The organism is Rhodococcus sp. SG20037 (assembly GCF_031763325.1).
GTDB lineage: Bacteria > Actinomycetota > Actinomycetes > Mycobacteriales > Mycobacteriaceae > Rhodococcus_F > Rhodococcus_F qingshengii.
The window spans coordinates 6,292,939-6,306,791 of sequence record NZ_CP134497.1; the positions used below are offsets into that span (position 1 = coordinate 6,292,939).

Below are 13,853 nucleotides of genomic sequence, written 5' to 3' on the forward strand. Positions count from 1 at the left end.
TCAGGTCCTGTCCATCACGTCGAGACCGAAAGCCAGGGCGAGGTTTTCCGGTTGCAGCACGGTGTCCGGGTCGGAATGCACCAGGACCTTGCGCATGAGCAGTACCGCCTCGTCGCAGAGTTTCGGCACAGCGTGGAGATCGTGGGTCGAGACCAAGATCGACCGGCCGTCGGAAGCCAACTCTCGTAGCAGCATCGAAATCGTTGCCTCGGAACGCTTGTCGACGCCCGCAAACGGCTCGTCCAGCAACAGTATCGACGCGTCCTGAGCGATGCCGCGTGCGACGAACGCGCGCTTCTTCTGACCACCCGAGAGCTGACCGATCTGACGATCCGCAAATTCGGTGAGTTCCACCCGCTCGAGGGCCTCTGCCACCGCCTCGCGATCTGCACGCCGCGGACGTCGCAAGAATCCGAGGTGACCGTACCTGCCCATCATCACGACGTCACGGACGCTGATCGGGAAGGTCCAGTCGACGTCTTCACTCTGCGGCACGTATCCGACGCGGCCGCTCTTGCGCGCAGTGGTTGCGTCGAGACCGGCGATTCTGACAGAACCGTTGTCCGGCTTGATCATCCCCATGATCACTTTGAACAGAGTCGACTTTCCTGAACCGTTCATGCCGATCAGTCCGCAGACGCTACCCGAGTTCAACGTCAGATCGACGTGGTCCAGTGCGTGGACCTCGCCGTAGTGAACGCTGACGTTTTCGACGCGAATGGCTTCGTTCATGATTTACCGCCGGTCAGACCGCCGAGGATGACGTCGGTGTCGTGGCGAATCATGTCCAGGTAGGTGGGCACGGGACCGTCGGCTTCGGACAGCGAATCGACGTACAGCGTTCCGCCGAACTTCGCGCCGGTCGCCCCGACAACCTGCTGCATGGGGGCATCCGAGACCGTCGACTCGCAGAAGACGGCGGGAACGGAATTGGCTCGGACGAAGTCGATCGCGGCGATGATCTGCTGCGGCGTCGCCTGCTGCTCGGCATTGACCGGCCAGATGTACGCCTCGCTGAGTCCCGCGTCCCTGGCCAGATAGGAGAACGCACCCTCGCAACTGACAAGTGCGCGCTGACCTGCGGGCAATGCCGCCAGGCCGCTGACCAGGCCGTCCTGCACTGCTTGCAGTTCCGCCTTGTACTTCGCGCCGTTCTCCGCAAATGCCGAGGCGTTGTCCGGGTTGAGGTCGCTGAAAGCAGTCACCATGTTGTCGACGTAGATCTGCGTATTCAACGGAGACATCCATGCATGCGGATTGGGCTTGCCCGCATACGCGTCGCCGGCGATCGGAATGCCTTCGACGCCGTCGCTGACCACGACGTGTGGCACGTCCAGTCCGTTGACGAATTTCGCGAACCACGCCTCGAGGTTCATGCCGTTGTCGAGGATCAGATCGGCTTCGCTCGCCCGCCGAATGTCTCCGGGCGTCGGCTCGTAGCCGTGAATTTCGGCCCCCGCCTTGGTGATCGACTCGACGCGAAGATGATCGCCGGCAACGTTCTGGGCGATGTCCGACAGCACGGTGAACGTGGTGAGCACCACCGGGCGGTCGTCGTCGGAGCCAGAACTCACCGCAGAACAGCTGGACAGAAGCAGGGCGGCGAGGGCGGCAATTCCCAGGCGGCGGAAGTTCTTCGCGTCGCGTGTCGTCATGGTCGAACTCTAATATGTGGGTAAACAAATACACAAGTTCGTCTCGCCGAACAATCTCCACTCGATAGGCTCGGGCCATGCGTCCTACTGCCTTGATCACCGGTTCCAGTCGCGGCCTCGGAGCTGCCATCGCACGCGAACTGGCGCCGACACACGACCTGCTGCTCGGTGCACGATCCGCACAGGCCCTCGAGCCGATCTGCGCCGAACTGCCCGGATCGACGCCCCTACCCCTCGACCTCACGGACTACGACGCCGTCGCCGCCGCCGCCTCGTCCATCACGACGCTCGACGTGCTGGTACACAACGCCGGCGTGGCCGACATCGGAACCATCGAGGAATCCTCGGTCGATCAGTGGCGACGCACCCTCGAGGCAAACGTCATCGCCGTCGCCGAACTCACGCGGGTTCTCCTGCCCGCGCTTCGTGCGGCTGGAGGTCACGTCGTGCTGATCAATTCGGGTGCCGGACTGCGCGCCAACGCCGGTTGGGGCTCGTATGCGGCCAGCAAGTTCGCCCTGCGCGCTTTCGGAGATGCGTTGCGCCTGGAAGAGCCGGCACTTCGGGTCACCTCCATTCACCCCGGACGGATCGACACCGACATGCAGCGCGACATCGTCGCGGGTGAGGGCGACGAGTACGACCCGGAGCGCTTCCTGAAAGCCTCCACTGTGGCGCGTGCCGTACTCACTGCCGTCGAAACACCGTCCGACGCACACCCCACGGAGATCGTGCTTCGACCTACCGGCCGGTAAATCCCCAGTTCGGCGGTAACGGAATGGTGACGATGGCAATCCGGATATCGCTTTTCCGGGCACTGGCCCGATACTGACATCAGTTGTCGGACAAAGAGACTGGACTTGTCTCAGGAGTTCATCGAGAGGTGGTGTGCGATGCATGATCATACGGATACATGGGGGATCCCCAGCCAGACTTTCCTTCAGTGGTACCTGGTGGCGGCTGCCGTCGCGATCGGACTCTCGCTGTACAGCCGAATGACTGCGCGCCGGTCACCGGTGGTCGTCGACGCTGTCCGTCGGCCGCTCACTCCTCCCGAGATCGGTGCCTTGACCAGTGACTACCAAGCGGTGCTGGCGTCGATGGCTATTCTGCGTAGCGCCGAGCTGATCAGCACCGAAGGCAAGACCAAGCTGGCACTCACTGCGGAGGACAAGAATCGTCTCGACTGGTTCACCCGTACGGTGCACAAGCGGCTCGGCAACGGAAAGGTCCCGCTGCGGCAGGTGCGTCTGATGGGACGGCTGAACGTCGCACTCGCACAACTACGTACGACGTTGATCGACGAGGGATATTTGCAACGCCAGCAGGACGGTCTGACCGCTGCCCTTCGGACCGTTCCGATCGTGGCGGTCATTGCTCTCGGCGTAGTCCGTCTCGTCGCCGGAATCGCCGGCGGTAAGCCGGTCGGGTTCCTGCTCCTCACCATCATCGTTCTCGCTCTGATGATTCCACTTCTTCGCATCAAGCGTCGTCGGACAGCTTTGGGAGACAGCGAGCTTCGACGCCTCAAGCACGAAAACTCTTACCTCTCACCGAAACTGCGGCCCGCGTACACGAGCTACGGTCCCTCGCTCGCCGGGCTGTCGGCGGCGCTCTTCGGTGCGGGCGCTCTGGTTCTGATCGATCCGGCGCTGGCGGGAGCGGTAGCTGCGGGCGCCGCGTACAGCCCGGGTGGCGGAAGTTCGAGCTACTACAGTTGTGGCTCCTCATCCGGATCATCCGGTTCGGACGGCGGTGGCGGCAGTGGGAGCAGTTGCGGTGGCGGGGGGTGTGGGGGATGAGCACGCATGCAGTCGACACTTGGGGGATCCCCAGCGAGGATTTCCTCAACGGCTACATAGCCGTTTCGGCCACGCTCATGGTTCTCACTCTGGGGTGGCGTCTGATGATCCGGGCACGCCGGCACGGGTACTCAACCGAGCACGGGTATTCCGCCGAGCAACTGACGCCTCCGGAAGTCGGAATGCTCACCGGCGAGTCACGCGCCATCGCAGCATCATTGGCAATCCTGCGTAGCGCTGACCTGATCACCACCGACGGCGCTGTCCTGCGCCCGTTGGGCCCTGGCGACGAGACCCTGGACTGGTACACCCTCACCGTGTACCAGCGCCTGGCCCAGCAGGCTCTACCCCATCGTCGGCGCCAACTCGCCGAGCGTATGACGGTGGAAACAGCTCGCCTACGAAACTCTTTGGCGGACCGGGGATACCTGACCTCCGACAGCGCCAGGCGTTCAATCTTTCTCTCCACAGTTCCGCTGAAGATCCTGGTGGCCGTGGGTATCGTCCGCATTGCTTTCGGACTGCACAACGACAAGCCCGTCGAGTTTCTGATTCTCGCCGTACTCGTCACCGGGTTCAGCATCCCGCTGCTCGGGCTCAACTTCGATCGAACCACCTCTGGCAAGGCGGCACGTTCGGAACTGACCACGGCACACGCCTACCTGTCCCCGCGCAACAAGCCTGCCTTCTCCGCCTACGGACCACGTTTGGCGGGAATGTCCGCCGCTCTCTTCGCCGGTTCGGCGATGCTGATGATCAATCCCGCCTTGGCCTCCGCCGCCGGAATCGGTGCCGACGGCAGCGGAAGTAGCGGGGGTTCGGACGGTGGCGGTTCAGGCGGGGGAGGCAGCAGCTGCAGCGGGGGCGGCGGATGTGGCGGCGGCGGCGGTGGATGTGGGGGATAGCCGCGCCCGGGCGAGCATAAGCGCTGCAGCCTCGGTAGTGATGCCACGTTCCTCGCTCAACGAGTACACCTCGTCCAAGGTTCGACCGATCCCGCGGGTTCGTTCGACGACGTCGTCTTCGTTCCACCCCAGGACTTCTCGCCCCACGAGGTGAAAGGCTCCGCCTGCGTTCGCGACGAAATCAGGGGCACAGAGAACACCGCGGTCTCGCAGAACCTCACCGGCAGCGGCATCGGTCAAGATGTTGTTTGCTGCGCCCGCCACGGCCAGAGTCGGAATCGACGCAGCCGCAGCGAAATCGATGATGCCTCCCATCGCGCAGGGGGCAAAGAGGTCACACGGTGTTCGGAGGACCTCGCCGGCAGGAACGACCGTGTGCCCCGCGAGAGAAGCCGCCTCGAGGCGCTGCGGCTCCGTATCGGCAACCAGCAGACGTGCGCCGGCCTGCGCTGCGAGACGGACGACGTCGCCGCCGACGGCGCCGAGCCCCTGTACCAGTACCGTTCGGCCGTCGAGTGTTCCGAGTCCTCGGCGACGCGCCGTGGCCTTCATCGCTTCGAACACACCCAGAGCGGTGGCGTGCGCGCTGGAACCGGCGCCACCGTTGTCAACCGAACGCCCGAAGACGTATCTGGTGGTGCGGCTGAGCTGATCCATGTCGGAAGAGTTGGTGTTGACGTCGGGACCGGTCCAGTAGTTTCCTTCGAGCTTGTCGATGTTCTCGGCGTGGATGTCGAGGATACGGGTCCAGGTTGCGGCGTCGATCTGATTGCGCGGTGCAGGTAGCGCTATTACCGACTTCCCGCCACCCATCGGCAGATCGGAGACCGCCATCTTCAAAGTCATTGCGCCGGCCAGCTTCCCGGCGTCCGCCAATGCGTGACCGATGGAGGGATAGTGAGCGGCCCGCGTGCCACCCGACGCCGGTCCCAGACGGGTGGAGTCGATTCGAATCACGAAAGTCGTGCCGGTCTCCCGATCATGGCGTGTGACGGTCAGTTCACCGTCCCAGCGCAGTTCGTCGTCGATACTCATTGAATCTCCTTTTCTGTCTCCGGGTCAGTTGTGGGCGTGCAGTGGTGTTCCCGCGAGTGCGAGCATGGCCTCGCCCAACGCTTCGTTCTGACTGGGGTGCGCGTGGATGAAACGCCCCACTTCATCGGGAAGTGCTTCCCAGGCAACGGCCAACTGCGCCTCACCGATCAGTTCGCCGACGCGGTCTCCCACCAGGTGAACTCCGACAACAGGGCCTTTCGTTCCGCTTCGAATCACTTTGATTCCGCCGGTAGTTCGCAGGATCTGACTCTTGCCGTTACCTGCCAGGTCGTAGATGACGGTGGAGACGTCGGCGTACTGCGTGCGCGCCGCCTCTTCGTCGAGTCCGATCGATGCAACTTCGGGATGTGAGTACGTCACGCGAGGAATCAGGTGTTCGGCGACCGGTATCGGATCCTTGCCGGCAATCTGTTCGGCCACAAAGATTCCCTGCTGGAAGCCTCGGTGCGCCAATGCAAGACCGGGCACGATGTCGCCGACCGCGTACAGACCGTCCACGGACGTACGGAGGCGTTCGTCGGTGACGACAAATCCCTTGTCGAGGTTGATTCCGTTTTCTTCGAAACCGCTACCGTCCGTGCGGGGGCCGCGGCCGACGGCGACCAACAGTAGGTCGGTGTCGAGTTTCGTTCCGTCGCTTAGTTCGATGCGGACGGAATCGGCTGCTTCTTTCGCGGAATCGACCTTTGTGTCTGTCTTACAGACGATTCCACGTTTCCGGTATGCCCGCTCCAGCTGCTTCGACGACCACGGATCCTCGGCGGCGATCAGTCGGGGGAGTGCCTCGACGATCGTTACTTCGGCGCCGAACGAGCGCCAGAGGCTTGCGAACTCGACGCCGATGACACCGCCACCGAGTACCGTTGCGCTGGTGGGCACCCGGTCGAGTTCGAGTGCCTGGTCGCTGGTGACGATCCGTCGGCCGAGTTCGATGCCGGGGAGTTCCCGCGGATACGAGCCGGTGGCCAGAACGAGTGATGTTCCGGTGTAGCGGGTTCCGTCGACGTCGATGCTTCGCCCACCGACATACGTCCCGTATCCGTTGACGATGGTGATCTTGTGTTGCGCCAACAAGCCTTGCAGACCGCTGTACAGCCGCTCGACTGTCCCGTTCTTGTAGTCGTGCACCTGCGCGACGTCGATGCCGGCAAAAGATGCCCGGACACCGAATTGCTCACTGGTGCGTGCCGAATCGGCCACCTCGGCGGAATGCAGCAGTGCCTTGGTCGGGATGCATCCGCGGTGCAGGCACGTTCCGCCGACCTTGTCCGCTTCGATCAGCGTGACCGACAATCCGAGTTGAGCGGCGCGGATGGCGCAGGCATAGCCGCCCGATCCTCCACCGAGGATCACGACGTCGCTGTGGGGTTCTGCAGTTGTCATCAGAGCCTTCCCAGGACGCGGATCGGGTTCTCGATGTAGTCACCGAACAGCCTGAGGAATCCGCCGGCCTCGCCCCCGTCACAGACGCGGTGGTCGAAGCTCAACGAGATCTGAGTGACCTTACGAACGGTCAACTCGCCGTTCACGACCCACGGCTTGTCGATGATGCGTCCGATCCCCAGAATTGCCGCCTCGGGGTGATTGATGATCGGAGTCGATCCGTCGACCCCGAATACCCCGTAGTTGTTGAGTGTGAACGTGCCGCCGGTCAGGCGGGCGGGTTCGAGCTTGCCGTCGCGGGCAAGGTCGGTGGTCACCCGAAGTGCTTGTGCGAGTTCGACGGTGCTCAGGGCGTCCGCATTTCGAATGACCGGTACCATCAATCCCTTCGGTGTCTGCGCGGCGATCCCCAGGTGGGTGCGGGCGTGTCGAACGATCTCGCCTCGAGCAGTATCGACCGACGAGTTCAGTTCGGGGTACTGCGCCAACGCCGCGATGGTCAGCCGAGCCAGGAGCGCCATCAGGCGGATCTTGTCGGAATCGGGCAGTGACTTGTTGATCTCGGCTCGCGCCGCCAGCAGTTCGGTGGCGTCGACGTCGACCCAGGTTGTCGCGTCCGGGATCTCACGGCGGCTGGTGGACAGCTTGTCGGCCACTACCTTGCGTAGCCCCTTGATCGGAATTCTTTGGTCGGTCGCGTGTGACGTTTCCGTTTCCGGTCCGAAGTTTGCCCCGGCCTCGACGTCGGCGCGCGTGATGACTCCGCCAGCGCCCGATCCGGAAATCGTGGCTAGGTCGATACTGTTGTCAGAGGCCAATTTACGAACGATCGGCGAGATCACACGTACCGACGGAGCAGCTCTGCGTCGGCGTCTCGGTGCATCCTCGCTGGTGCCGTAGCCGATCAGGACGTTGCCCGAACCGGCGCGTTCCTCTTCGCGGTAGCGCTCGTGGTTGGCCGAAACGACCGCGTCGACACTCTCGCCACCACTCACAGTGATCAACGGAGTGCCCACCTTCAGGGTGTCTCCGTCTTTGCCGTGTAGTTCGATCACGGTCCCGGCGAACGGGATGGGCACATCCACAGCAGCTTTCGCAGTTTCCACCTCGACGACGATCTGATCGATGGTGACCACGTCGCCGACCTTGACGTGCCACTCCGCGATGTCGGCCTCCGCCAGACCTTCACCCAGATCGGGGAGCATGAATACCTGATTGCTCATGCCGTCACCGCCCAACGGGTGTCGGGAGTGTCGTTCCACTGCAGACGGTCGACGGCGTCCAGGACACGGTCGACGCTGGGCAGGTGGTGACGCTCGAGCTTGGGAGCGGGGTAGGGGATGTCGAAGCCGCTGACCCGGAGCACCGGGGCATGGAGATGGTGGAAACACCTTTCCTGCACGCGGGCAGCAATTTCTGCACCCACACCGGCAAAACCCTGCGCTTCCTGGATGACGATGCAGCGTCCGGTCTTTCGCACCGATGCGGTGACCGTCTCGTCGTCGAACGGCACTATCGAGCGGATGTCGATCACCTCGATGTCCCGGCCCTCGGCTGCAGCGGCCTCGGCGGACCTCAGTGCAACATCCACGGACGGACCGTAGGCGATGAGCGTCGCGTCACGACCGGGGCGACGGACGACGGCGCGACCGATCGGCTCGCGTGCGGTCAGTTCGACATCTGCTCGCGCGAAGTACAGCTTCTTGGGCTCGAGGAAGATCACGGGGTCGGGGTCCTCGATTGCCGAACGTAGCAGCGAGTACGCATCTTCCACCGTGGACGGCGCTACAACCTTCAGTCCGGGTGTGTGCGCGTAGTAGCCCTCACTGGAATCACAGTGATGCTCCACCCCGCCGATACCGCCGGCAAAAGGAACACGAATGACTATCGGAATCGACAGCGCGCCCTTGGTGCGGTTGCGGATCTTCGCGACATGGGAGGCGATCTGCTCGAATGCCGGATAGGCAAACGCGTCGAACTGCATTTCCACGACCGGACGAAAACCGGTCATGGCCATGCCGATTGCGAATCCGATGATGCCGGACTCGGCGAGGGGAGTGTCGAAGCATCGGTCGTCGCCGAAGTCGCGGGTGAGGCCGTCGGTGACGCGGAAAACGCCGCCCAGGGTGCCGACGTCCTCACCGAAGACGACAACGTTGTCGTCCGCGGCCAGAGAGTCGCGTAGCGCGGTGTTGAGGGCCTGAGCCATCGTGAGCATGGGCATGGTCAGTGTCCCCTTGTGTCAGCGGCTTCGGCGGCAAGTTCGGTTTCGAGTTGGGCTTGTTGCTCTCGCAATTGCGGTGTCTGCTCGGCGAAGACGTACCGGAACAGATCGAGCGGATCGTGCGGGCGGTCGACGTTCATGCCGGCGCGTAGTGTGGCGGCCTCTGCCTCGGCCTCCGCGGTCAGTGATTCGACGAACGCGTCGTCGATCAGATCGTGTGCGCGCAGATACTTTTCGAGACGCGGCAACGGATCTCGCCCGAGCCAGGCTTCCACCTCGGCGCTGTCGCGGTAGCGGGTGGCGTCGTCGGCATTGGTATGTGCGTCGATGCGATAAGTGTGTGCCTCGACGATCACCGGTCCGTTTCCGCTGCGAACGAAGCGCGCTGCCTCGTCCATGACGGCCATCATCGCGACGGGATCGTTGCCGTCTACCTGCTCGCTGCCGATCCCGTAGCCGACGCCCTTGTGCGCCAACGTCGGTGCTGCGCTTTGGCGCGACAGTGGCACGCTGATCGCAAATCCGTTGTTCTGCACCAGAAAGATCACCGGCGCTTTGAAGACGGCGGCGAAGTTCAGCGCCTCGTGGAAATCGCCCTCACTGGTGGCGCCGTCACCACAGAGCGCCAAGGCGACGGTGTTCAAGCCCCGTCGAGACTCCCCGTATGCCACTCCGGCTGCATGCAGCAATTGCGTTGCCAGCGGGGTGCACTGCGGCGCACTGCGCAGTGCGACCGGGTCGTATCCGCAGTGCCAGTCGCCGGCGAGCATGCTCAGAATCTGCACCGGATCGACACCCCTGGCGGCCAACGCCATCGAATCCCGGTAGGTGGGGAAGAGCCAGTCACTCGGCTCCAGACTCATCGCTGCCGCGATCTGACATGCCTCCTGCCCTCGCGAGGACGGATACACGGCCAGGCGCCCCTGTTTGGTCAGCGCCGTAGCCTGCTGGTCGAAACGCCTGCCCAGGAACATCTTTCGATACATCGCGATCAGGCAATCGTCGCTCGGTTTTGCGTAGCGGGCCTCGCTGCGCGTCAGTTCTCCGGCAGGGTCGAGGTACTGCACCGCAGAATCGGCCGGCAGGAACTTCTGATACCGCAGTTCCCCCAAGGGCTCGACAAGTGTCACTTCTACCTCCAGAAGACGTTGTGTCCATCAGTATTCGCACTTCGGCGACGTAATGGCAGCAAGCGTCGAGGATTCAAGACAAACGGCCTATGATGAGGATTCGGGCAGCAATATGTCCATCAACCGACTCGACTACCGAACCAGGAATGGACAGATGGCCACCGAACCGCACGCTCTCGATGCGATCGACCGCCGCATCATCGCCGAACTGGTCGCAGACAGTCGCATCTCCATGCGTGCACTGGCCGAGAAGGCGCACATATCCCGCGCTCACGCCTACGTCCGCATCGAAAGGCTCGAGGACGCCGGAATCATCACCGGATTCACGACGCGGATCGCCCACGAGAAGGCCGGACTCGGCTCCTCGGCATACGTGGCACTCTCGATCAGGCAGCACTCGTGGCGAGGTCTGGCGGCGTCCTTGAAGGCCCTGCCGTTTGTCGAGCACTTCTCCCTCCTCGGCGGCGACTTCGACGTTCTGGTGCTGGTTCGAGCCCCGGACAACCAGGAACTACGCCACACCGTTCTCGAAGAACTCCAGGGACTCGACGGGGTTCTCTCGACCAAAACGTGGCTGATCTTCGAAGAAGGCAACGGTCCGGGACCCAACTGGTTGCCCGGCTGATCCGTCTATAGTCGCCGTTAGCAGTTGCACACGGGAGGTGACTCGAATGACCCTGCACGGCCTGGGAATCGGTTGGCGCCCCGAGGTCTCCGGAATCATCGCGCAACTCGACGGCCTGGCATTCTGCGAAGTCATTGCCGAATCCGTCGGAAACGAGATACCGCCGCACCTCGGCTCGCTCGGAGTTCCGGTGATCCCGCACGGAATCTCGCTCTCACTTGGCGGGGCCGAGGCGGTAGATCAGGCACGGATCGATCACCTTGCGCGTGCATCCCAGCTACTGGGCGCTCCCTTGGCGAGCGAGCACATCGCATTCGTGCGTGCAGGCGGCATCGAGGCCGGCCACCTGCTCCCACTTCCGCGCACCTACGAAGCCGTCGACGCCCTGGTACGCAACATCACCCGGACTCAGGACGGTCTACCGGTGCCGTTCGCCGTCGAAAACGTTGCCGCCCTGTTCGACTGGCCGGACGACGAGTTGACCGAAGGGGAGTTTCTCGCGGAAATCGTCGAGCGCACCGGAGCCCTGCTGGTTCTCGACATCGCGAACGTCTATGCCAATGCCCTCAACCGAGGGCGTGATCCCTGGGCCGAGCTGAGCCGGCTACCACTCGAGCGAATCGCATACTGCCACATCGCCGGTGGCAGCATCAGCGACGGCAAATACCACGACACGCACACCGATCCGGTACCCGAAGCCGTGCTGGAACTCCTTGCGCAGTTCACCGCCGCCGGTCACCATCCCGCCATCATGCTCGAGCGCGACGGAAACTATCCGCCGGCACTGGAATTGCTCGACGAGCTCGATGCCATCGCCGACGCAGCTGGTCTGGATCGCATCACCGCGGGCACCGATTGGTCACGCACATGAGCACGCTCGGTGAGCGTCAAGAGGCGCTGATTCGCGCACTGGTGGCGGGTGGCGAACTGCCCGAAGGCTTCGACAAAGACGAAGCCGCCGTTGTCTCGGCGGCACTGCTCCGAAAGCGCGCAGGAGAAGTGGCGCACCACCTTCCGGTCGTGCGCCACACTCTCGGCGATCGTTATCTTCAGTTGTTCACAGCGTGGGCGGACGGACGGCCGAAGACGTCTTCGCATGCGGATGCCCAGGCCTTTGTCGCCCATCTCCAGGACATCGGCGAACTGCCTCGCCCACCCTGGTATCAGAGGTTTCGAAAGGTCTCACGCAAGTGAGACAACAGCTTCGCTGGTGTACATGAGGAACGTCATCGATTCCTGGAAGTACAGCTCGACGGAGTTCGCATCGTGCGAGAGATAGCCGATGGACAGGTCCTGGCCGAGGTGCAATTCGTAGTCACCGCCACGCGTCGACAGCAGGAAAGCGCCGTCGATGGCCGGGGCCCAGATGATCTCGCCGTCGAGGACGCGTCGCAGGTGCTCGCGGATGGGGTAGCCGTGATCGGAGGTCTCGTTGATCGCGGTGAACGCATCTGCATTCAGGAGCAGTGAGTACGGTCCGTTGACACCGGCCAAGCGCAGCGACGTGATCGCCTGGCTGATGGCTTCCGGGTAGTCCTTGGCGTCGATGGGGAGCTTCAGTTCCGGGTTGGAACCGCTGGCCCGCACGCCGGTGATGCTGGCTGCGGGGTATCCCTCGAAGATGGCGCGGTCCTCGGCGAACGCGATCTGCTTGGCCGCGTCCTTGACGGGCTGCCAGTCGGAGTCCTTGGCGCCGCGTTCGACGTCGTCGATGGCCTGACGGCTGACGGTGAACGGGACCCGCAGTTCGATGATCGGCTGGGACTGACGAGCATGTGCGATGACGCCGTCGGCCAAGGGATTGATCGGCACCTGATGCCCGAGTGGGATGGCCGCGAGATCGTCACCCGACGGTCCCTCCACATCCACGACACGACGACCGGCGACGTGACGCTTGAAGGTACGGCTCGCCTCTTCTTCGATCTCGGCCCAGGCTGCTGCCGAAATGGGTGCTAGGTCGCGGTGCAGGTTTGTCATTGCTGGGCACTCCTTTTGAGGCTGCCGATTCCGAGAGAACCGTCAGAGATGGGCGCTGTGAACGTCGCTTCGGGAACGAGCCTGGTCGGCAAGTCCGGGGGATCGTCGAGAAAGTCCGCCGTCGGAACGAAGAAATTGATTCCGGTGACGGCGGTGGAGAAATCGAGAATGCGGTCGTAATTGCCGACGGGATTCCCGATGAACATGTTGGTGAGCATCTGCTCGGTGACCGTCGGCGACGCCGAGTAACCGATGAAATAGGTACCCATCTCAGCGGAGCCGACGTGGCCGAACGGCATGTTGTCCCGCAGAATCTGGATCTGCTCACCGGATTCGTCCTCGATGACGGTGAGCGCGGTGTGGGAGTTGGCCGGCTTGGTGTCGTCGTCCATCTCGAGATCTTCGAGCTTGGAGCGTCCGATGACGTTCTCCTGCTCCTCGACGGGCAGGGAGTTCCACTCCGACATGTCGTGGAGGTACTTCTGGACGATGACGTAACTGCTGCCTGCGAAATCCGGATCTTCGTCACCGACGGTGACCGCGACGTAAGCGGCCTGCCCGGACGGGTTCTCGGTACCGTCGACAAAACCCATGAGGTCGCGTTGCTCGAAATACTTGAACCCGTGGACCTCGTCGATCACCGACGCGGCCCCGGCCAACCTGTTGGTCACGACCGTGGCGAACTCGAAGCACAGGTCCATCTGACGGGCCCGGATGTGAAACAACAGATCGCCCGGCGTGCGCGGGGCGTGGTGTTTGTCACCGGTCAACTCGACGAACGGATGCAATTCCGCCGGCCGTGGACCGTCGAAAAGTCGGTCCCACGCATCCGAACCGATGCCGACGACGGCAGCCAAGCCACCGGCGGGAACCCGGAATCCGATCGAGCGTTGCAGCCCGGAAATATCCGCCAGAACATCGTGAACTGCCTGCTCACCACCCTCGTCGATGGTGAAAACCAGGAAGATCGCAGCTTCCGTGAGCGGGGTCAGCAACGGCTGCGGTATCGCGGGAAGGGCCACTTCGGCCTCGTCGATCTCACTCGTTTCCGCCATGCAGACCAGTATGGACGATTCCGGCAGTCCCGGCATCAGTA

Annotated in this window: 15 protein-coding genes; 6 read left to right on the forward strand and 9 right to left on the reverse strand. The window is 63.1% G+C overall.

Annotation, left to right across the window (positions count from 1 at the left end):
- Positions 1–732, reverse strand: a complete 732-nt coding sequence (locus RHP72_RS29060) for a metal ABC transporter ATP-binding protein (RefSeq protein WP_311094147.1) — start codon at positions 730–732, stop codon at positions 1–3.
- Entirely contained in the window at positions 729–1,655 is a 927-nt protein-coding gene (locus tag RHP72_RS29065) for a metal ABC transporter substrate-binding protein (protein WP_064442879.1), read from the reverse strand. The genes RHP72_RS29060 and RHP72_RS29065 overlap by 4 nt, the downstream gene beginning before the upstream one ends.
- A 77-nt stretch (positions 1,656–1,732) precedes the next feature.
- Between RHP72_RS29065 and RHP72_RS29070 the strand changes: the two genes are divergently transcribed.
- The 3 genes from RHP72_RS29070 (at position 1,733) to RHP72_RS29080 (ending at position 4,362) form a co-directional block, all read left to right on the forward strand.
- Complete coding sequence (locus tag RHP72_RS29070) at positions 1,733–2,410, forward strand: SDR family oxidoreductase (protein WP_007729052.1); 678 nt, start codon at positions 1,733–1,735, stop codon at positions 2,408–2,410.
- 138 nt (positions 2,411–2,548) lie between these two features.
- Positions 2,549–3,457 carry a TIGR04222 domain-containing membrane protein gene (locus RHP72_RS29075; RefSeq protein ID WP_064113141.1) on the forward strand — a complete coding sequence of 303 codons (909 nt, stop codon included), beginning with the start codon at positions 2,549–2,551 and terminating at the stop codon, positions 3,455–3,457.
- The gene (locus RHP72_RS29080) at positions 3,454–4,362 is read left to right on the forward strand and encodes a TIGR04222 domain-containing membrane protein (protein WP_311094148.1); all 909 of its coding nucleotides are present in this window, start codon (positions 3,454–3,456) and stop codon (positions 4,360–4,362) included. Before RHP72_RS29075 ends, RHP72_RS29080 begins: the two co-directional genes overlap by 4 nt.
- Here the strand turns inward: RHP72_RS29080 and RHP72_RS29085 are convergent.
- From RHP72_RS29085 to pdhA, 5 genes are read right to left on the reverse strand one after another with little or no spacing between them, the layout of a single operon-like run.
- Positions 4,291–5,397 carry a Glu/Leu/Phe/Val dehydrogenase dimerization domain-containing protein gene (locus RHP72_RS29085; RefSeq protein ID WP_311094149.1) on the reverse strand — a complete coding sequence of 369 codons (1,107 nt, stop codon included), beginning with the start codon at positions 5,395–5,397 and terminating at the stop codon, positions 4,291–4,293. The two genes, RHP72_RS29080 and RHP72_RS29085, sit on opposite strands and share 72 nt — an antisense overlap.
- Before the next feature lie 24 nt (positions 5,398–5,421).
- Entirely contained in the window at positions 5,422–6,801 is a 1,380-nt protein-coding gene (lpdA, locus tag RHP72_RS29090) for a dihydrolipoyl dehydrogenase (RefSeq protein ID WP_311094150.1), read from the reverse strand.
- Entirely contained in the window at positions 6,801–8,024 is a 1,224-nt protein-coding gene (locus tag RHP72_RS29095; RefSeq protein WP_311094151.1) for a dihydrolipoamide acetyltransferase family protein, read from the reverse strand. Before RHP72_RS29095 ends, lpdA begins: the two co-directional genes overlap by 1 nt.
- A complete protein-coding gene (locus RHP72_RS29100) occupies positions 8,021–9,025 on the reverse strand; it encodes an alpha-ketoacid dehydrogenase subunit beta (protein WP_311094152.1) in 1,005 nt (334 codons plus the stop codon). The genes RHP72_RS29095 and RHP72_RS29100 overlap by 4 nt, the downstream gene beginning before the upstream one ends.
- Positions 9,026–9,027: 2 nt before the next feature.
- A complete protein-coding gene (gene pdhA, locus RHP72_RS29105; RefSeq protein WP_311094153.1) occupies positions 9,028–10,155 on the reverse strand; it encodes a pyruvate dehydrogenase (acetyl-transferring) E1 component subunit alpha in 1,128 nt (375 codons plus the stop codon).
- 154 nt (positions 10,156–10,309) lie between these two features.
- On the opposite strand from pdhA, the gene RHP72_RS29110 reads away from it, so the two are divergent.
- The 3 genes from RHP72_RS29110 to RHP72_RS29120 are packed head-to-tail and all read left to right on the forward strand — an operon-like array spanning position 10,310 to position 11,974.
- Positions 10,310–10,780, forward strand: a complete 471-nt coding sequence (locus RHP72_RS29110) for an Lrp/AsnC family transcriptional regulator (RefSeq protein WP_020971454.1) — start codon at positions 10,310–10,312, stop codon at positions 10,778–10,780.
- A gap of 46 nt (positions 10,781–10,826) precedes the next feature.
- Positions 10,827–11,651 carry a DUF692 domain-containing protein gene (locus RHP72_RS29115; RefSeq protein WP_007729070.1) on the forward strand — a complete coding sequence of 275 codons (825 nt, stop codon included), beginning with the start codon at positions 10,827–10,829 and terminating at the stop codon, positions 11,649–11,651.
- Positions 11,648–11,974 carry a hypothetical protein gene (locus tag RHP72_RS29120; RefSeq protein ID WP_054801527.1) on the forward strand — a complete coding sequence of 109 codons (327 nt, stop codon included), beginning with the start codon at positions 11,648–11,650 and terminating at the stop codon, positions 11,972–11,974. Before RHP72_RS29115 ends, RHP72_RS29120 begins: the two co-directional genes overlap by 4 nt.
- Here RHP72_RS29120 and RHP72_RS29125 read toward each other — a convergent pair.
- Positions 11,963–12,757, reverse strand: coding sequence for a family 1 encapsulin nanocompartment shell protein (locus RHP72_RS29125; RefSeq protein ID WP_003942478.1), 795 nt, complete (start codon positions 12,755–12,757; stop codon positions 11,963–11,965). The genes RHP72_RS29120 and RHP72_RS29125 overlap by 12 nt on opposite strands.
- A complete protein-coding gene (locus tag RHP72_RS29130; RefSeq protein ID WP_042447536.1) occupies positions 12,754–13,812 on the reverse strand; it encodes a Dyp-type peroxidase in 1,059 nt (352 codons plus the stop codon). Before RHP72_RS29130 ends, RHP72_RS29125 begins: the two co-directional genes overlap by 4 nt.
- Positions 13,813–13,853: the final 41 nt, after the last annotated feature.

What these genes read in the sequence shown, in the direction of transcription:
- RHP72_RS29060 (WP_311094147.1), bottom strand. Translation starts at nt 732, where the DNA reads ATGAACGAAGCCATTCGCGTCGAAAACGTCAGCGTTCACTACGGCGAG.
- RHP72_RS29065 (WP_064442879.1), bottom strand. Translation starts at nt 1,655, where the DNA reads ATGACGACACGCGACGCGAAGAACTTCCGCCGCCTGGGAATTGCCGCC.
- RHP72_RS29070 (WP_007729052.1), top strand. Translation starts at nt 1,733, where the DNA reads ATGCGTCCTACTGCCTTGATCACCGGTTCCAGTCGCGGCCTCGGAGCT.
- RHP72_RS29075 (WP_064113141.1), top strand. Translation starts at nt 2,549, where the DNA reads ATGCATGATCATACGGATACATGGGGGATCCCCAGCCAGACTTTCCTT.
- RHP72_RS29080 (WP_311094148.1), top strand. Translation starts at nt 3,454, where the DNA reads ATGAGCACGCATGCAGTCGACACTTGGGGGATCCCCAGCGAGGATTTC.
- RHP72_RS29085 (WP_311094149.1), bottom strand. Translation starts at nt 5,397, where the DNA reads ATGAGTATCGACGACGAACTGCGCTGGGACGGTGAACTGACCGTCACA.
- lpdA (WP_311094150.1), bottom strand. Translation starts at nt 6,801, where the DNA reads ATGACAACTGCAGAACCCCACAGCGACGTCGTGATCCTCGGTGGAGGA.
- RHP72_RS29095 (WP_311094151.1), bottom strand. Translation starts at nt 8,024, where the DNA reads ATGAGCAATCAGGTATTCATGCTCCCCGATCTGGGTGAAGGTCTGGCG.
- RHP72_RS29100 (WP_311094152.1), bottom strand. Translation starts at nt 9,025, where the DNA reads ATGCCCATGCTCACGATGGCTCAGGCCCTCAACACCGCGCTACGCGAC.
- RHP72_RS29110 (WP_020971454.1), top strand. Translation starts at nt 10,310, where the DNA reads ATGGCCACCGAACCGCACGCTCTCGATGCGATCGACCGCCGCATCATC.
- RHP72_RS29115 (WP_007729070.1), top strand. Translation starts at nt 10,827, where the DNA reads ATGACCCTGCACGGCCTGGGAATCGGTTGGCGCCCCGAGGTCTCCGGA.
- RHP72_RS29120 (WP_054801527.1), top strand. Translation starts at nt 11,648, where the DNA reads ATGAGCACGCTCGGTGAGCGTCAAGAGGCGCTGATTCGCGCACTGGTG.
- RHP72_RS29125 (WP_003942478.1), bottom strand. Translation starts at nt 12,757, where the DNA reads ATGACAAACCTGCACCGCGACCTAGCACCCATTTCGGCAGCAGCCTGG.
- RHP72_RS29130 (WP_042447536.1), bottom strand. Translation starts at nt 13,812, where the DNA reads ATGGCGGAAACGAGTGAGATCGACGAGGCCGAAGTGGCCCTTCCCGCG.